The organism is Microbacterium sp. UBA837, assembly GCF_002296025.1.
Lineage (GTDB): Bacteria > Actinomycetota > Actinomycetes > Actinomycetales > Microbacteriaceae > Microbacterium.
This window is the reverse complement of sequence record NZ_DBHD01000112.1, coordinates 1-15,252: the sequence shown is the minus strand read 5'-3', so window position 1 is coordinate 15,252 and position 15,252 is coordinate 1. Positions and strand designations below refer to the sequence as shown.

At 66.7% G+C, this 15,252-nt stretch carries 13 protein-coding genes, 1 tRNA gene and 1 pseudogene; 12 read left to right on the top strand and 3 right to left on the bottom strand.

Annotation, left to right across the window (positions count from 1 at the left end; all coding sequences use genetic code 11):
- From B3587_RS08555 to B3587_RS08545, 3 genes are all read left to right on the top strand, one after another.
- Positions 1-631, top strand: a 631-nt coding sequence (locus B3587_RS08555) for a sensor histidine kinase (RefSeq protein WP_292727856.1), incomplete at its 5' end; no start/stop codon positions are given.
- Positions 628-1,251, top strand: coding sequence for a response regulator (locus B3587_RS08550; protein WP_228177928.1), 624 nt, complete (start codon positions 628-630; stop codon positions 1,249-1,251). The genes B3587_RS08555 and B3587_RS08550, both read left to right, overlap by 4 nt.
- A 187-nt stretch (positions 1,252-1,438) precedes the next feature.
- Entirely contained in the window at positions 1,439-3,160 is a 1,722-nt protein-coding gene (locus B3587_RS08545) for an acyl-CoA dehydrogenase (RefSeq protein ID WP_292727853.1), read from the top strand.
- Positions 3,161-3,245: 85 nt separating this feature from the next.
- On the opposite strand, the gene B3587_RS08540 is transcribed toward B3587_RS08545, so the two are convergent.
- Positions 3,246-4,841 carry an isocitrate lyase gene (locus tag B3587_RS08540; protein ID WP_292727851.1) on the bottom strand — a complete coding sequence of 532 codons (1,596 nt, stop codon included), beginning with the start codon at positions 4,839-4,841 and terminating at the stop codon, positions 3,246-3,248.
- Positions 4,842-4,873: 32 nt separating this feature from the next.
- Positions 4,874-6,535 (bottom strand): malate synthase A, encoded by a 1,662-nt coding sequence (aceB, locus tag B3587_RS08535; RefSeq protein WP_414683129.1) that lies wholly within the window; start codon positions 6,533-6,535, stop codon positions 4,874-4,876.
- Between the two features lie 203 nt (positions 6,536-6,738).
- Between aceB and B3587_RS08530 the strand changes: the two genes are divergently transcribed.
- Entirely contained in the window at positions 6,739-8,187 is a 1,449-nt protein-coding gene (locus B3587_RS08530) for a helix-turn-helix transcriptional regulator (RefSeq protein ID WP_292727858.1), read from the top strand.
- 12 nt (positions 8,188-8,199) lie between these two features.
- On the opposite strand, the gene B3587_RS08525 is transcribed toward B3587_RS08530, so the two are convergent.
- Positions 8,200-9,570, bottom strand: coding sequence for an NAD(P)/FAD-dependent oxidoreductase (locus B3587_RS08525; protein WP_292727850.1), 1,371 nt, complete (start codon positions 9,568-9,570; stop codon positions 8,200-8,202).
- 111 nt (positions 9,571-9,681) lie between these two features.
- On the opposite strand from B3587_RS08525, the gene gabT reads away from it, so the two are divergent.
- The 8 genes and pseudogenes from gabT to B3587_RS08485 all read left to right on the top strand — a co-directional run.
- Positions 9,682-11,037, top strand: a complete 1,356-nt coding sequence (gene gabT / locus B3587_RS08520; RefSeq protein WP_228177932.1) for a 4-aminobutyrate--2-oxoglutarate transaminase — start codon at positions 9,682-9,684, stop codon at positions 11,035-11,037.
- Positions 11,038-11,075: 38 nt separating this feature from the next.
- A complete protein-coding gene (locus B3587_RS08515; protein ID WP_292727848.1) occupies positions 11,076-12,440 on the top strand; it encodes an NAD-dependent succinate-semialdehyde dehydrogenase in 1,365 nt (454 codons plus the stop codon).
- Between the two features lie 72 nt (positions 12,441-12,512).
- Positions 12,513-12,953 (top strand): pyridoxamine 5'-phosphate oxidase family protein, encoded by a 441-nt coding sequence (locus B3587_RS08510; RefSeq protein ID WP_292727846.1) that lies wholly within the window; start codon positions 12,513-12,515, stop codon positions 12,951-12,953.
- A 46-nt stretch (positions 12,954-12,999) separates the two neighbouring features.
- The gene (locus B3587_RS08505) at positions 13,000-13,821 is read left to right on the top strand and encodes a hypothetical protein (RefSeq protein ID WP_292727844.1); all 822 of its coding nucleotides are present in this window, start codon (positions 13,000-13,002) and stop codon (positions 13,819-13,821) included.
- Positions 13,818-14,300 carry a hypothetical protein gene (locus B3587_RS08500; protein WP_292727842.1) on the top strand — a complete coding sequence of 161 codons (483 nt, stop codon included), beginning with the start codon at positions 13,818-13,820 and terminating at the stop codon, positions 14,298-14,300. Before B3587_RS08505 ends, B3587_RS08500 begins: the two co-directional genes overlap by 4 nt.
- A gap of 152 nt (positions 14,301-14,452) precedes the next feature.
- Positions 14,453-14,525: transfer RNA gene (locus B3587_RS08495), tRNA-Trp, on the top strand.
- Positions 14,526-14,570: 45 nt separating this feature from the next.
- Entirely contained in the window at positions 14,571-14,834 is a 264-nt protein-coding gene (gene secE / locus B3587_RS08490; protein WP_228177937.1) for a preprotein translocase subunit SecE, read from the top strand.
- Between the two features lie 69 nt (positions 14,835-14,903).
- Positions 14,904-15,252 (top strand): annotated as a pseudogene (locus tag B3587_RS08485) (transcription termination/antitermination protein NusG); the annotation flags it as partial.

Sequence of the window (15,252 nt, the reverse complement as noted above, 5' to 3'; positions counted from 1 at the left end):
GCTTAGCCGCGATCGGGGCGCGGCAGAGGAGCGGGAGCGCATCGCTCGCGACATCCACGACACTCTGGCCCAGACTCTTGCGGGCCTGGTGCTGTTGAGCGAGCGGGCGGGCAGGCAGGCGCGGGACGGGCGAACCGATGCCGCTGCCGAGGCGATCGCGACGATCGAGCAGACCGCGCGCGAGGCGCTCGCCGAGTCTCGCGCGCTCGTGGCGCGGATGGCAGCGGTCCCCGCCGATGATGCTCTCGCGGCAGCGATCGAACGTCTCGCCGCGCGCTTCCGTGCGGAGGTCGGTCTCGCGATCGACGTCGAGGTCGCGGCCGGTGTGGATCTCGATCGCGAACAGCAGGTCGTGCTGCTGCGCTGCCTGCAGGAGGCACTCGCTAACGTGCGCAAGCACGCGCGGGCGACATTAGTGGTCGTGACCGTCGCGCCCCACGGCGAGGGGATTGGGATGACCGTCCGCGACGACGGAGTCGGATTCGACCCCTCAGCTGCCCGCACCGGATTCGGACTCGACGGCATCAGCGACCGTGCAACACTCGCCGGAGGATCCGTTGAGGTCGACTCGGTCCCCGGCCGCGGCTCGGTCCTCACGATTCTGCTGCCGCGTGCAGGAGTTGCCGCATGATCCGGCTGCTGATCGCCGATGACCATCCCGTCGTCCGTGCCGGGCTTGCCGGTCTTTTCGCGGACGAGGAAGGCTTCGACGTCGTCGGGCAAGCGACCGACGGCGCGCAGGCAGTCGAGCTCGTGGCGCGCGAGAAGCCGGATGTCGTGCTCATGGACCTGCGGATGCCAGTGCTCGACGGCGTCGCTGCCACAGCGAGCATTGTCGCCATGGGCGACGATGCCCCGCGCGTGCTGATTCTCACGACCTACGAGAGCGACGACCAGATTCTCGCGGCGATCGAAGCTGGGGCGGCGGGCTATCTCCTCAAGGCCGCCCCGCAGGACGAGATCATCGCCGGCATCCGGTCTGTCGCAGCCGGGCAGACGGCGCTCTCCCCGGCGGTTGCGGCCCGACTGGTGTTACGGATGCGTGAGCCCGCGGCATCCGTGACCCTGACTCCGCGCGAGATCGAGGTGCTGCGTCTGGTAGCCCGGGGCCGCAGCAACAAGCTCATCGGCCTCGATCTCGGCATCGGTGAGTCGACGGTGAAAACCCACCTGCTGAAGGTCTTCGACAAGCTTGAGGTCGCCGATCGCACCCACGCGGTGACGGTAGCCCTGGAGCGCGGCATCCTCTAGCCCCCAGCCACCGTCGCTGAACCCACAGAGTCCGGCGCGAGCCCACACGATTCGCGGGCTGAAAGGTGTGGGTTCAGCGCAGAGGGTGTGGGTTCGGCAGAGAGGGGGAGACGGATGCTGCACGCGCCGTGAGACGCAGTGTCATCTATGATGAGTCGCAGTCCCACCTCTTGAAAGCGAGTTCGTCATGGCTGACACCTCCGCCTACGTTCCTCCCATCGATGACTACGCGTTCCTGTTCGCCGAGGCGTTCGGCACCGACGTCGTGGCCCGGGCCACAGACGGTGCGCTCTCCGCAGAAGATGCCGTTGACGCACTTTCTGCGGCAGGGGAGCTCGCCGCAGAGGTCCTCGCACCGCTGAACGCCTCCGGCGACCGCGAGGGAGTGACGGTGGTCGACGGTCAGGCTAAGACGCCCACGGGGTTTCCGGAGGCCTATCGTGCCATCGTCGACGCAGGCTGGGTCACCGCTGAGGCTCCCGAATCAGCGGGCGGGGACGGGCTTCCCGCGCTCGTGCAGGCGGGCCTCGGTGAGATGTGGAACGCCGCCAATACCTCGTTCGCACTCTGCAGTGCCCTCAACACCGGTGCGATCCACGCCCTGGACGCTTATGCCTCCGACGATCTGCGCGAGCAATACCTCACGCGGCTCGTCAGCGGCGAGTGGACCGGCACGATGAACCTCACCGAGCCGCAGGCGGGCACCGACCTCGGCGCGATCCGCACCATGGCGACCCCGAACGGCGACGGCACGTGGTCGATCAAGGGTCAGAAGATCTTCATCACGTGGGGCGACCACGATGTCGCCGAGAACATCGTCCACCTCGTCCTCGCCCGCACACCAGATGCCCCTGAGGGATCGAAGGGGATCTCGCTGTTCGTCGCCCCGAAGTTCCTGCCCGACGCGTCAGGCAACCCCGGGGAACGCAACGCGATCACGACCGTCTCGGTCGAGCACAAGCTCGGCATCCACGGGAGCCCGACCTGCGTGCTTGAGTACGAGGGAGCGACCGGTTTCCTCGTGGGCGAGCTCCACGGGGGCCTTGCCGGCATGTTCGTCATGATGAACTCGGCGCGGGTCGGCATGGGCCTGCAAGCCACCGGCATCAGCGACCGCGCCTACCAGCGCGCGCGAGCGTATGCCGAAGAGCGCATGCAGGGTGCGGTGCTGGACCGACCCGACGGAACCCCGATCGCGGAGCACCCCGATGTGCGGCGCCTGCTGCTGTCGATGGCGAGCGAAATCGCCGCGATGCGCGCCCTCGGTGTGTACGTCGGCGACCTGTTCGACCGGGCCACGGATGCTGACGGCATCCGTCTTGCCGAACTGTTCGTCCCGATCTTCAAGGGATGGACCACCGAAGAGGCACTGCGGATCACGTCCGATGCGATCCAGGTGCACGGTGGCATGGGCTTCATCGAGGAATCCGGGGCCCCGCAGCACTACCGCGACGCCCGCATCATGCCGATCTATGAGGGCACGACGGCCATCCAGTCCAACGACCTCATCGGCCGCAAGGTCATTCGAGACGGCGGCACGACTGTCGCGCGAGTGCTCCAGGAGGTCGCCGAGGCTATCGCCGCGCTTGAGGCGTTCGACCACCCGGTAGCGGCGCGCACCGCGAGCCGGCTCGAAAGTGCCCGCGCGGCGGCCGAAGAGGCTACAGCCCGGCTGATCGCGTTCGGGACGACCCGCGACGCATATGCCGTCAGCGTCCCGTACCTCATGCTCCTCGGATTCCTCGCCGGTGGGCTCATGCACGCCCGGATGCTCGCGGCAACGCTCGCGCACGACACCCAGACGGATACCGACGCGCGCCGCATCCGTGAAGCAGACGCCTACGGGGTCTATCACCTTTCACGCGTTGCGGGCCTGGCGGAGGTCGTGGCCGCGGGCGAAATCGCCTGACCCGTCCTGCGCTGCGGGACGACGGGCCAGGGCACGACGGATGCCCCGGACGATGTCGTCCGGGGCATCCGTGTCTGGTCGATGATCAGCTGAACTGGTTCATCGTGTTGTGCTGACCTCCGGCCTTGAGGGCAGCGTCACCGGCGAAGTACTCCTTGTGGTTGTCGCCGATGTCGCTTCCTGCCATGTTCTGGTGCTTGACGGTAGCGATGCCCTCGCGGATCTCGCGGCGCTGCACACCCCGCACGTAGGCGAGCATCCCCTCGTCGCCGAAGTACCCCTTTGAGAGGTCATCGGTCGACAGTGCCGCCGTATGGTAGGTCGGCAGCGTGATGAGGTGGTGGAAGATCCCTGCCCGGGCCGAGCCGTCGCGCTGGAAGGTGCGGATCTTCTCGTCGGCCAGCCGCGCGAGCTCCGTGTCGTCGTACTCGACGCTCATGAGATCGGCGCGATCGTATGCCGAGACATCCTTCCCCTCCGCGGCGAGGGCGTCGTAGGCCTGCTGACGGAAGTTCAGTGTCCAGTTGAACGAGGGGCTGTTGTTGTACACGAGCTTCGCGTTCGGGATCTCCTCGCGGATTGCATCCACCATCCCGGCGATCTGCTCCACGTGCGGCTTCTCGGTCTCGATCCATAGCAGATCAGCGCCATTTCGCAGCGACGTGATGCAGTCGAGCACGCACCGTTCTTCGCCGGTCCCGGGACGGAACTGGTACAGGTTGCTCGCCAGCCGCTTGGGACGCAGCAGCTTGCCGTCGCGCTTGATGACGACATCGCCGTTGCCGAGGTCGGCATCCGAGATCTCCTCGACGTCCAGAAACGAGTTGTACTTGTCGCCGAGGTCCCCGGGTTCGTGAGTGACAGCGAGCTTCTGCGTGAGACCCGCGCCGAGCGAGTCAGTGCGGGCAACGATGATGCCGTTGTCGATCCCGAGTTCGAGGAACGCATAGCGCACCGCGGTGAGCTTCGCAATGAAGTCCTCGTGGGGAACGGTGACTTTGCCGTCCTGGTGACCGCACTGCTTCTCGTCCGAGACCTGGTTTTCGATCTGGATGGCGCAGGCGCCTGCCTCGATCATCTTCTTGGCCAGCAGGTAGGTGGCCTCGGGGTTACCGAAGCCCGCATCGATGTCGGCGATGATCGGCACCACGTGGGTCTTGTGGTTGTCGATCTCGGACTGAATGAACTCGGCCGCGGTCTCGTCGCCCGCTGCCCGTGCGGCATCCAGCTTCGTGAACAGGAGGTCCAGCTCGCGAGCATCGGCCTGGCGCAGGAACGTGTAGAGCTCCTCGATGAGCGCCGGTACCGCGGTCTTCTCATGCATGGACTGGTCAGGCAGCGGCCCGAACTCCGAGCGGAGCGCCGCGACCATCCACCCCGAGAGGTAGAGGTAGCGCTTGTTCGTACTCTTCAGGTGCTTTTTGATCGAGATCAGCTTCTGCTGGCCGATGAAGCCGTGCCAGACCCCGAGTGACTGCGTGTACAGCGAGGAGTCGGCGTCGTACTCGGCCATGTCGCGACGCATGATGTCGGCGGTGTACTGCGCGATCTCGAGCCCGGTGCGGAACCGGTTCTGCGCCCGCATCCGTGCGACGGACTCGGGGTTGATGGCGTCCCAGGCGGGACCGTGCTGCTGCTTGAGGTCCCGGATGGCGGCGATGTCGTCCTGGTAGGTGGTCATGTCATGTCCTTCGTCGTGGGTCTTGGGCGCGATCAGTCGGTCTCGACCAGGTAGCGCGCGTAGGCGGGGAGGGTGAGGAAGGCGGGGAACTCGGTTCCGAGCGCGACTTCGCGGAAGATCGCTGCAGCGTCGTCGAACCGGTCGCCCTCGAAGCGCGACACCTCGCCCAGCACCTGGGAGATCAGCCCCTCGACGTACTCACGGGTGATGGGCGTGCCGTCCTCAGTGGTCCGGTCCTGGTGGATCCACTGCCAGATCTGGGAGCGGCTAATCTCGGCGGTCGCGGCGTCCTCCATGAGGTTGTCGATCGCCACGGCTCCGAGGCCTCGGAGCCACGCTTCGATGTACCGGATGCCGACAGACACGTTGCCGTAGACGCCGGATGCCGTGATGGGGCGACCGATGTGCACATCGATGAGATCTGCGGCGCGCACCGACACGTCGGGTCGCTGCCGGTCGAGCTGGTTGGGTCGGTCGCCGAGGACCGCGTCGAACTCCGCGCGCGCCACCGGGATCAGGTCGGGATGGGCCACCCACGTGCCATCGAACCCGTCGCCGGCTTCCCGCTTCTTGTCGGCTGCCACCTTCTCAAAGGCACGCTCGGTCACCTCGGGATCGCGGCGGTTGGGGATGAAGGCACTCATGCCGCCGATCGCGAAGGCACCCCGCTTGTGGCAGGTCTTCACGAGCAGTTCGGTGTAGGCCCGCATGAACGGCACCGTCATTGTCACTTCGCTGCGGTCGGGCAGCACGAACCGCGCCCCGCGGCCGCGGTAGTTCTTGATGATCGAGAAGATGTAGTCCCAGCGGCCGGCATTCAGGCCCGCGACGTGGTCCCGCATCTCGAAGAGGATCTCCTCCATCTCGAAGGCGGCGGGCAGGGTCTCGATCAGCACCGTGGCGCGGATCGTGCCGTGCTCGATGCCGAGGTAGCGCTCACTGAAGGTGAACACGTCGTCCCAGAGCTTGGCTTCCTCCGCGGACTCGAGCTTGGCGATGTAGAAGTAGGGACCCACTCCGTTCTCGATCAGCTGCTTCGCGTTGTGGAAGAAGTAGAGCCCGAAGTCCACGAGCGAGCCCGAGGCATCCATCGTGCGTCCGGTGCGGTCGGTGTAGCGCAGGTGCTTCTCGACGAGGTGCCACCCCCGCGGGCGCATCACGATCGTCGGGGTCTGTTCGGCGGTGACCTCGTAGCTCTTACCTTCAGGGCTCGTGAACTGCAGCTGGCCGCGAATGGCGTCGTACAGGCTCAGCTGCCCCTCGATCACGTTCTTCCAGGTGGGGCTGGTCGCGTCTTCCTGGTCGGCGAGCCACACCTTCGCTCCCGAGTTCAAAGCGTTGATCGTCATCTTCGGGTCGGTGGGGCCGGTGATCTCCACGCGCCGGTCCTCGAGGCCGGGGCCGGCGCCGGCCACCCGCCACTCGTCGTCGTGGCGGATGTGCGCGGTGTCGTCGCGGAACTGCGGGTCGTGGCCGTTGCCGATCTCGAACCGGCGCCGCATCCGGTCGGCGAGGCGATCGTGACGGCGGGCCGAGAATCGAGAATGCAGCTCAGTGAGGAACGCGAGCGCGTCGGGTGTGAGGATCTCGTCGTAGCGATCGCGGATCGGGCCGACGACCTCGAGCACCGCCGCGGCGCTCGAGGTCGGCACGGGGGCCGTCCGGGCGGGCATCGGGGTGGTGGTTGCAGTCATGGCGCATCCGTCCTGTCTGGTCTCTCATCCGCCGGCTTCTCATCCGGTGGATCGACGCCTGGTTGGTCGTCGTGCACCTACTCTCCATGAAGTTTTGGCGCCAACCTGGCCAGATCGGTTGTGAAGATCACACGAAATTCCGCTTCTGTGACAGAATCGGCGCTATGACGAGCCTCACAGCGCAGGAAGAGTCGCTCCCGGCGATGACAACGGATGACGACGATGTCATCGACACACTCACCATCGGCAGGCGCATCCGCCAGTTGCGCACCGAGCGGCGGATGACCCTCGACGACCTGGCGGCGGCGGTCGACCGTGCTCCGAGCCAGTTGTCGATGATCGAGAACGGAAAGCGAGAGCCCAAGCTCACGCTGCTACGCACCATCGCGCGCGCGCTCGGAACGAATCTGGACGCCCTGCTGGAGTCAGAGCCGCTGGACGAGCGCGCGACGATGGAGGTCTCCCTCGAGCGGGCGATGCGGGGGCCGACCTTCCAGGCACTCGGAATCTCCCCGTTTCGCATCGGTCGCTCACTCCCCGATGAGGTGCTCGCGGCGATGCTTGCGCTGCAGGGCGAGATCGAGCGGCTGCGAGACGAACGGGCAGCCACTCCGGAAGTGGCGCGCCGCGCGAACCTGTCCCTACGCCGCCTTATGACCAGTCAGCAGAACTATTTCGCCGACCTCGAGGCTCACGCCCGCGACCTGTTGGCCGCCGTCGGACACACCGGTGGCCCGCTCACGCAGCGCACGGCATCCGATATCGCGGCCCACCTCGGCTTCACGATCCATTACGTCTCGGATGTCCCGCTGGCCACGCGCAGCGTCCTGGACCTCAAGCACGGCAGGCTGTACCTCTCGAGCACGATCGCCAGCAAGCGCGATGCCCGCACTGCGGTGCTGCAGTCACTGGCTAGCCGCATCCTGAGCCATGCTGAGCCCGCCAGCTACGGTGACTTCCTGCGACAGCGCGTCGAGATCAACTATCTGACGGGGGCGCTCCTTATGCCGGAGGCCGACGCCGTGCCGTTTCTGCAGGAAGCCAAGGCTCGCCGCGCGCTGTCCATCGAAGACCTGCGTGACGCGTACTCGGTCTCGTACGAGACGGCAGCTCACCGATTCACGAACCTCGCGACGGTTCACCTCGATCTTCCGGTGCACTTTCTGAAGGTCCATGAGTCGGGCACGATCACCAAGGCCTACGAGAACGACGACGTGAACTTCCCGACCGACCGGTTCGGTTCCATCGAGGGGCAGATGTGCTGCCGCAAATGGACGAGCCGCGTCGTGTTCGACATCCCCGACCGGTTCAACCCGTACTTCCAGTACACCGACACCGGTAACGGGACCTACTGGTGTACCGCGCGCGTCGAGCCTTCGTCCGAGGGGCTCCATTCGGTCAGCGTGGGCGTGCGCTTCGACGACACGAAGTGGTTCATCGGCCGTGAGACGACCAATCGTGGCCTCTCCCGCCATTCGGTGGAGGTGTGCTGTCGCCGCGCGCCGGCAGAGCTGGAGTCATCCTGGCGTGGTCACTCCTGGCCGAACGTGCGTACCCCGCGCACGCTCCTTGCCACCCTCCCTACGGGGGCGTTCCCCGGTGTGGACACGACAGACGTCTACGAGTTCCTCGAGGCTCACGCACCCGAGTGAGCCGGGCTGACCTCACCGCCCGGCGATGAGGTCAGCGACCCGCGCGAGGGCAGATGTGCGTGATCCACCGCGGGCCTCTAGCCGGTCGGCCCCGCGGTAGGCGGTGTAGATCGCGTTGACGGCGGTCCATCGCAGCGGCTCGATCTCCCACCGCCTGGCTCGATGATCCACCCACGGCAGGCGCGTGAGGTCGGTGCCACGGCGCAACAGCAGGTCGGCGAGCGTGCGCCCGGCGAGGTTTGTCGCTGTGACTCCGGTCCCGACGTAGCCCCCTGCCCATCCGAGCCCGGTCGCGCGGTCGAAGCCGACGGTCGCCGACCAGTCCCGCGGTACGCCGAGCACACCGGCCCAGGCATGAGCGACCGGCACACCACGCGTGGCCGGGAAGAAGTCGTGCAACAACTCGGTGAGCGAACGGATCGTGCGTTCCTGAGTGCGCCCGTCAGTATCGACGCGGGATCCGTAGCGGTAGGGCACCCCGCGGCCGCCGAATGCGATGCGGTCATCAGCTGTGCGCTGTGCGTACATGTACACATGCGCGAAGTCGCCAAGGGCCTCTCGCCCCGACCAGCCGATCGCGTCCCACACGCCGCTCGGGAGCGGCTCGGTGACGATCATCGACGAGTTCATCGGCAGCCACGTGCGGTGCTCGTGACGCAGGCCCGCGGTGAACCCTTCGGTCGCGCGGATGACGGCGTCGGCGCGAACCGTGCCGAGATCAGTCTCGACGCGTCCGGGCTCGATCGTTCGAGCTGTCGTCTGCTCGAAGATCCTCACACCCGCCCGTTCCACCGTTTCGGCAAGGCCCGCGGCGAGCTTCGCCGGGTGGATGCGTGCGCAGTGCGGATGCCAGAGACCACCGAGCACGCCCGCGACGTCGATGCGCGAGCGAGCACCCTCGGCATCCAGTTCGTGCACGTCGGTGTGGGGCCACGACAGTTCTTCGGCGGCAGTCTTGCGGAGGCGGGCGAGTTGCGCGGGGGTGCGGGCGATCTCGAGCTCGCCGCCCGCCACGATGTCGGCGTCGATGCCTTCGCGGCGGGTGACCTCGATGACCTCCCTCACGGTGTCGTTCAGTGCTCGTTGCTGCGCGATCGCGGCATCCCGCCCGTGGCGGGCGACGTACTGCGAGCGGTCTCCCGTAACCGAGTTGGTCAGCCAGCCACCGTTACGGCCTGACGCTCCGAAGCCCGCGAAACTCTGCTCGATGACGCCGACGCGCAGGTCGGGTTGTGCCAGCTTGAGGTAGTAAGCCGTCCACATTCCGGTGTACCCGGCGCCGACGATGCAGACGTCCAGCGTGAGGTCACCCGGGAGCGGCGCGCGAGGGGCCGGGGTACCGCCGATGTCTCGCCACCACCACGACACGCCACCATTGATCACGCGATGATTCTCCCACGACGGGAGCCGTCGCGTAAGTGATTGAGGACGACGGATTCCGACGTTCGAGCCGGACGGGTCGCGCGCGATCGATCGTCCAGCTATCCTCACGACATGAGCCAACTCGATAGCCCCACGGTCCCGCTCGGCGGCCCCACGCTCCCGCAGGAGCGACGCCTGGTCACGTCCATTCCGGGCCCGCGATCGCAGGAGCTGATGGCCCGCAAGGCTGCAGCAGTGTCGGCCGGTGTGGGGCACACGGCGCCGCTGTCGATCGTGGCTGCAGGCGGGGGCATCCTGCTGGACGCCGACGGCAACTCGATCGTGGACCTCGGTTCTGGCATCGCCGTCACCTCTATCGGCAATGCACACCCCGCCGTGGTCGCGGCAGTGCAGCAGCAGGTCGGCCAATTCACCCACACGTGTTTCATGGTGGCGCCCTACGAGCCATACGTGGCGGTGGCAGAGGCGCTGAACCGCATCACCCCGGGCGATCACGAGAAGAAGACTGCACTGTTCAACTCGGGTGCCGAGGCCGTCGAGAACGCGGTGAAGATCGCACGCAAACACACCGGCCGGCAGGCTGTCGTCGCTTTTGATCACGGCTACCACGGCCGCACGAACCTCACGATGGCCCTCACTGCCAAGCACATGCCCTACAAGGCCGGATTCGGCCCCTTCGCTCCAGAGATCTACCGGGCGCCGATGTCTTACCCCTACCGAGACGGGCTCGACGGTGCCGCCGCAGCAAAGCGTGCGATCGGCGTCATCGAGAAGCACGTCGGAGTCACGGATGTCGCGGCGATCATCATCGAGCCGATCCAGGGCGAGGGCGGATTCATCGTCCCGGCCGACGGCTTCCTACCCGCCCTGCAGGAGTGGGCGAACGCCAACGGGGTCGTCCTGATCGCCGACGAGATCCAGACCGGCTTCGCCCGTACCGGTGCGATGTTCGCCAGCGACCTGTTCGGTATCGTCCCCGACCTGATCACCACGGCCAAGGGGATCGCCGGCGGGCTGCCGCTTGCCGCCGTCACGGGACGAGCCGAGATCATGGATGCCTCGCACACCGGAGGACTCGGTGGCACCTACGGTGGCAACCCTGTCGCGTGCGCCGCGGCCCTCGCGGCCATCGAGGTGTACGAGACCGAGGACCTGTCGGCGCGGGCGCGGCACATCGGCGACGTTCTCGAACGGCGCTTGCGCGACATTCAGGCATCCGACCCGCGTCTGGGCGACATCCGAGGGAGGGGCGCGATGATCGCTGTCGAGTTCGTCGACCCCGCCACGGGTGAGCCGGATGCCGCTCTCACGTCCCGCGTCGTTCGTGCCGCCCTCGACCAGGGCGTGTTGATGCTCACCTGCGGCACGTATGGGAACGTGATCCGCTTCCTGCCGCCCCTGGTCATCGGCGATGACCTGCTCGATGATGCACTGGACGTGTTGGCACACGTCCTGTCATCGTCGTGACCAACCGACCACCGCTCGCTGCCGACCGAGGAGGACCCATGAGTATCTACGCCGTCGTTAATCCCGCCACCGGGGAGACGCTTGCCACCTACCCCACCATGACGGATGCCGAGGCCACAGCTGCGATTGCGGCAGCCGACGATGCCTACCGCACCTGGGGCCGCACCTCCGCTCCTGCCGAGCGCGCCGAGCTCGTGCGGCGCGCGGCGCAGCTGCACCGCGAGAGGCGAGATGAGCTTGCCGAGATCATCGTCCGCGAGATGGGCAAGCCGCTGTCGGCAGCTCTCGGCGAGGTCGACTTCGCCGCCGACATCACCGAGTATTACGCCGACAACTACGAGAAGATCACCGGTGACACGCCTCTCGACATCCTCGCCGAGGGAACCGCCGTCATCCGTCGCTCGCCCCTGGGGGTGCTGTTGGGCATCATGCCGTGGAACTTCCCGTACTACCAGGTCGCACGTTTCGCCGCTCCGAACCTGGTCATCGGCAACACCATCCTGCTCAAGCATGCTCCCCAGTGCCCCGAGTCGGCGGCGGCGATCGCGGCGATCTACCGGGATGCCGGGTTCCCGGAGGGCGCCTACGTCGATGTGCGTCTGACCAATGAGCAGGCTGCGACAGTGATCGCTGATCCTCGCGTCCAGGGCGTCTCAGTGACCGGTTCGGAGCGTGCGGGTGCCGCTGTCGCCGAGGTGGCCGGTCGCAACCTCAAGAAGGTCGCACTCGAGCTCGGTGGCTCCGACCCGTTCATCGTGCTCTCCACCGACGACCTCGATGCGACGGTGGACATGGCGGTCGAGGCCAGGCTCGACAACAACGGCCAGTCCTGCAACGCCCCCAAGCGCTTCATCATCATCGATGAGCTCTACGACGCGTTCGTGGAGAAGTTCGTGGCGGCCATGGCTGCAGCCCCCCTCGGGGACCCCTTCGCCGACGACACGGTGATCGGTCCACTCTCGTCGCTTGCTGCAGCCGAGCGGCTCGAAGAGCAGGTGAACCGCGCCGTCGCGCAGGGCGCCACTGTCGAGCTCGGCGGTGCCCGAGACGGGGCGTTCTATCCCGCGACGGTGCTCACTGGAGTCACAGCCGACAACGACATCTACCGCGAGGAGCTGTTCGGGCCGGCGGGCGTGGTCTATCGCGTCGCCGACGAAGACGAGGCCATCGCCGTGGCGAACGCGACCAGCTACGGGCTCGGCTCGTACGTGTTCACGACCGATCCCGCACAGGCCGAGCGGGTGGCCGACGCCATCGAGGCTGGCATGGTGTACGTCAACATCGTGCTCGCCGACAGCCCCGAGCTTCCCTTCGGTGGCGTCAAGCGCTCCGGCACCTCGCGCGAGATGGGCCTGCTCGCCGCAGACGAGTTCGTCAACAAGAAGCTCATCCGCGTCGCCTGAGCCCACAATCTGGGGCGCCGCAAGGGCCAAGGGTCCCTAGCGGCGCCCCAGACGTGCGCCCACAATAAGGGCATGGAAGAGATGATGGACGATGTCGTCGCCACCCTCAGCGATGAGGAGTGCTGGCAGCTTCTGGCTGGCGAAGAACTCGGCCGCCTGGTGACCCGGGTTGGAGATGTCTTGGACATCTTCCCGGTCAACTACGTCGTGGATGAGGACACCATCGTGTTCCGCACCGCCGAGGGCAGCAAGCTTGTCGAACTCACCGTCAACGACGAGGTGCTCTTCGAGGTCGATCACTACACCGACACTCTCGCGTGGAGCGTGATCGTGCGCGGTCGGGCTCATCGGCTCGCGACCGAGGAAGAGGTCGAGGCTGCTGACGAGCTTCCGCTTCGGCCCTGGGTGCCGACGTTGAAGTACCACTACGTCCGGGTGCACGCCGAGACGATGTCGGGTCGGCGTTTCCGTCGTGGGCCCGAGCCTGACCGCTACGGCATCGCCGACTATTGAGCCCGGCGCTCGGCATCCGGGATGCTGCGTGCCCGATCATGGTGGGATGACCCCCGCGCGGCTGTGGATTCCGGTACTCGCCGGAGTCCTCACTGTCGCGCTCGGAATCGCCGCCGTCATCGGGCTGGAGTGGCTGACCGCAGACCGCAGACCCACCGTGGTGACGGCATCCCAGGCGGATGCCATCGCTGACGTGTTCGCCGAGAATCAGGCGTTCGCTGCCGAGCTCCGACGCGCCCGCGGGCAGTACGTGGAGGCTGCTGCGGCATGGGAGGCTGACGCCGCCTGGATCCGGCAGTGGCGCGAGCAGGATGCCGCTCCGCAGCCCGCGGCCCCCAACCCGGGCGGCCAGGTCTTCCCCGGCGACGATCCGCAGGGTCGCGCCTTCCTCGACTCCATCGGAGCAACCGAGGTCACGGTGATCTTCGATGCCGGTCCCGAGAACTGTGGCTACGCCGGACAGGAGGACCGTCCACGCTTCCTCGTGGTCGGTGGCTGCTACCAGACCGGCTACCCCGACTGGCTGTTCGTCGCGTGGGAGCCGGGAATCGAGCGCCTCGCCTGGCCGATCTTCGTGCACGAGGCGATGCACTGGTACCAGTACCAGAACTCCTTCCCTGCCCTGCTCGCGGCCGAACGCGCCGGGGTGTCGCACGACGATTACGAGTGGGCGCTGGAGACGGATGCCAGCTGCCGAGCTGTGTACCAACACGGCATTGACCGGTCCGCCTTCGATGGCTCCTCGTCACCGTGTGACATCACTGACTGGCACGACGGCTGGTTCGTCGACCAGCTCGCCGCGCTCGGGGTGCGCACGAGCGCTCCGACGCCCGAGGAGTTCGAAGTCAGCGCGGTGGTGCGTCCGTGAACGGGGGCACAGGGATGCTGCGGGCGCGCAGACCGATCATGCTCGCTCTCGCGTTCGTGTCGGCATCCGTGCTGCTGACAGCGTGTGCTGGGCCCGATCTCGATGAGCTCGAGACGGATGCCGCGGCCATCTTCGACACCCTGGTGGAGGCTGCCGGAGCGGTCGAGGAGGGAACACTCCGCACTCTCGAAACGACGGGCCCGGAGGAGCAGTCCTGCGGCGAGCAGGATCGCGGCACCCAGCGCACATTCGCCGCGGTCGGTTCTGTCTCGGTGGGGGCGGACTACGCCGCCGAGGACGCACTCGTCGATGCCGTGACGGCGGCGATCGACCCGGAGGTGTGGGCGACGATCGACGCCGACGGACTCGCGGGGCGCGAGGGCGCGTGGGTGGACGAGAGCGGCATCGTGGCCACGGTCAGCTACGAGTCTCCGCTTCTGGTGATCGCCGTGTTCACGCCGTGCCTCGAGGCCCCCTAAGGCGCGGGGACGGTTCGCCCGCCGTGAGGGCATGCCGTACACTTGACCTGCAGTAGAAGTCTGCATTCTTTCGCCGTGCCCGCGATCGGGACACATCCCTCCTTTCACGTCGCGGCAGAAGACTGCAGACACCTCAAGGCCTTCCGGCCTTTAGGGCGGTAGCTCAATTGGCAGAGCAGCGGTCTCCAAAACCGCAGGTTGCAGGTTCGATTCCTGTCCGCCCTGCGCGTCAGCGCAAGCTGGCACAACAGAAGCAACCAGGTGGGATACATGGTCCAGGATGACGCCAAGGGCGAGATCGTTGCCAGTGGCAGCGCTCCTCGCGAGAAGAAGCTGAACGTCTTCGCGCGGATCGCCCTGTTCATCCGTCAGGTCTTTGCGGAGCTTCGCAAGGTCGTCACCCCGACGCGCCAGGAGCTCCTGAAGTACACGGCAGTCGTGCTCGGGTTCGTCGTCATCATGATGGCACTCGTGTGGGGAATGGACTACGTGTTCCTCTGGCTGACGACGCAGGTCTTCGGCGTTCCCGCCTGATCTGTTCGTCCTCACGGTGCGAGGCAGGATGCTGCATCGCGCCCGATCAAATGGAAGTGAACGAAATACGTGTCTGAACGATTTCTCGACGACGCCGACTGGGCGCCCTCGGCCGAGCAGTCCTCCGAGGAGGACGAGGCCCAGGAGGGCAACGAGCTCGCGCGCGAAGAGCACCAGAGCGATGCGGCCGAGCACGTCGCCATCCACATCGAGGATGAGGACGACGACGCGGACTACTCGGATGACGACGACGTCGAGGTGAGCGACCCGGAGGCTGATGCGATCGTGAACGATGCACTCGAGATCGACGAGGCAGCAGAGGCTGAAGCCGCTGCCGAGGTTCTGACCGACGACCTCGCCGAAGAAGAAGCCGAGCGCGCTGCCCACGCCGCCGAAGAGGTCACGCCTTACGACGGTC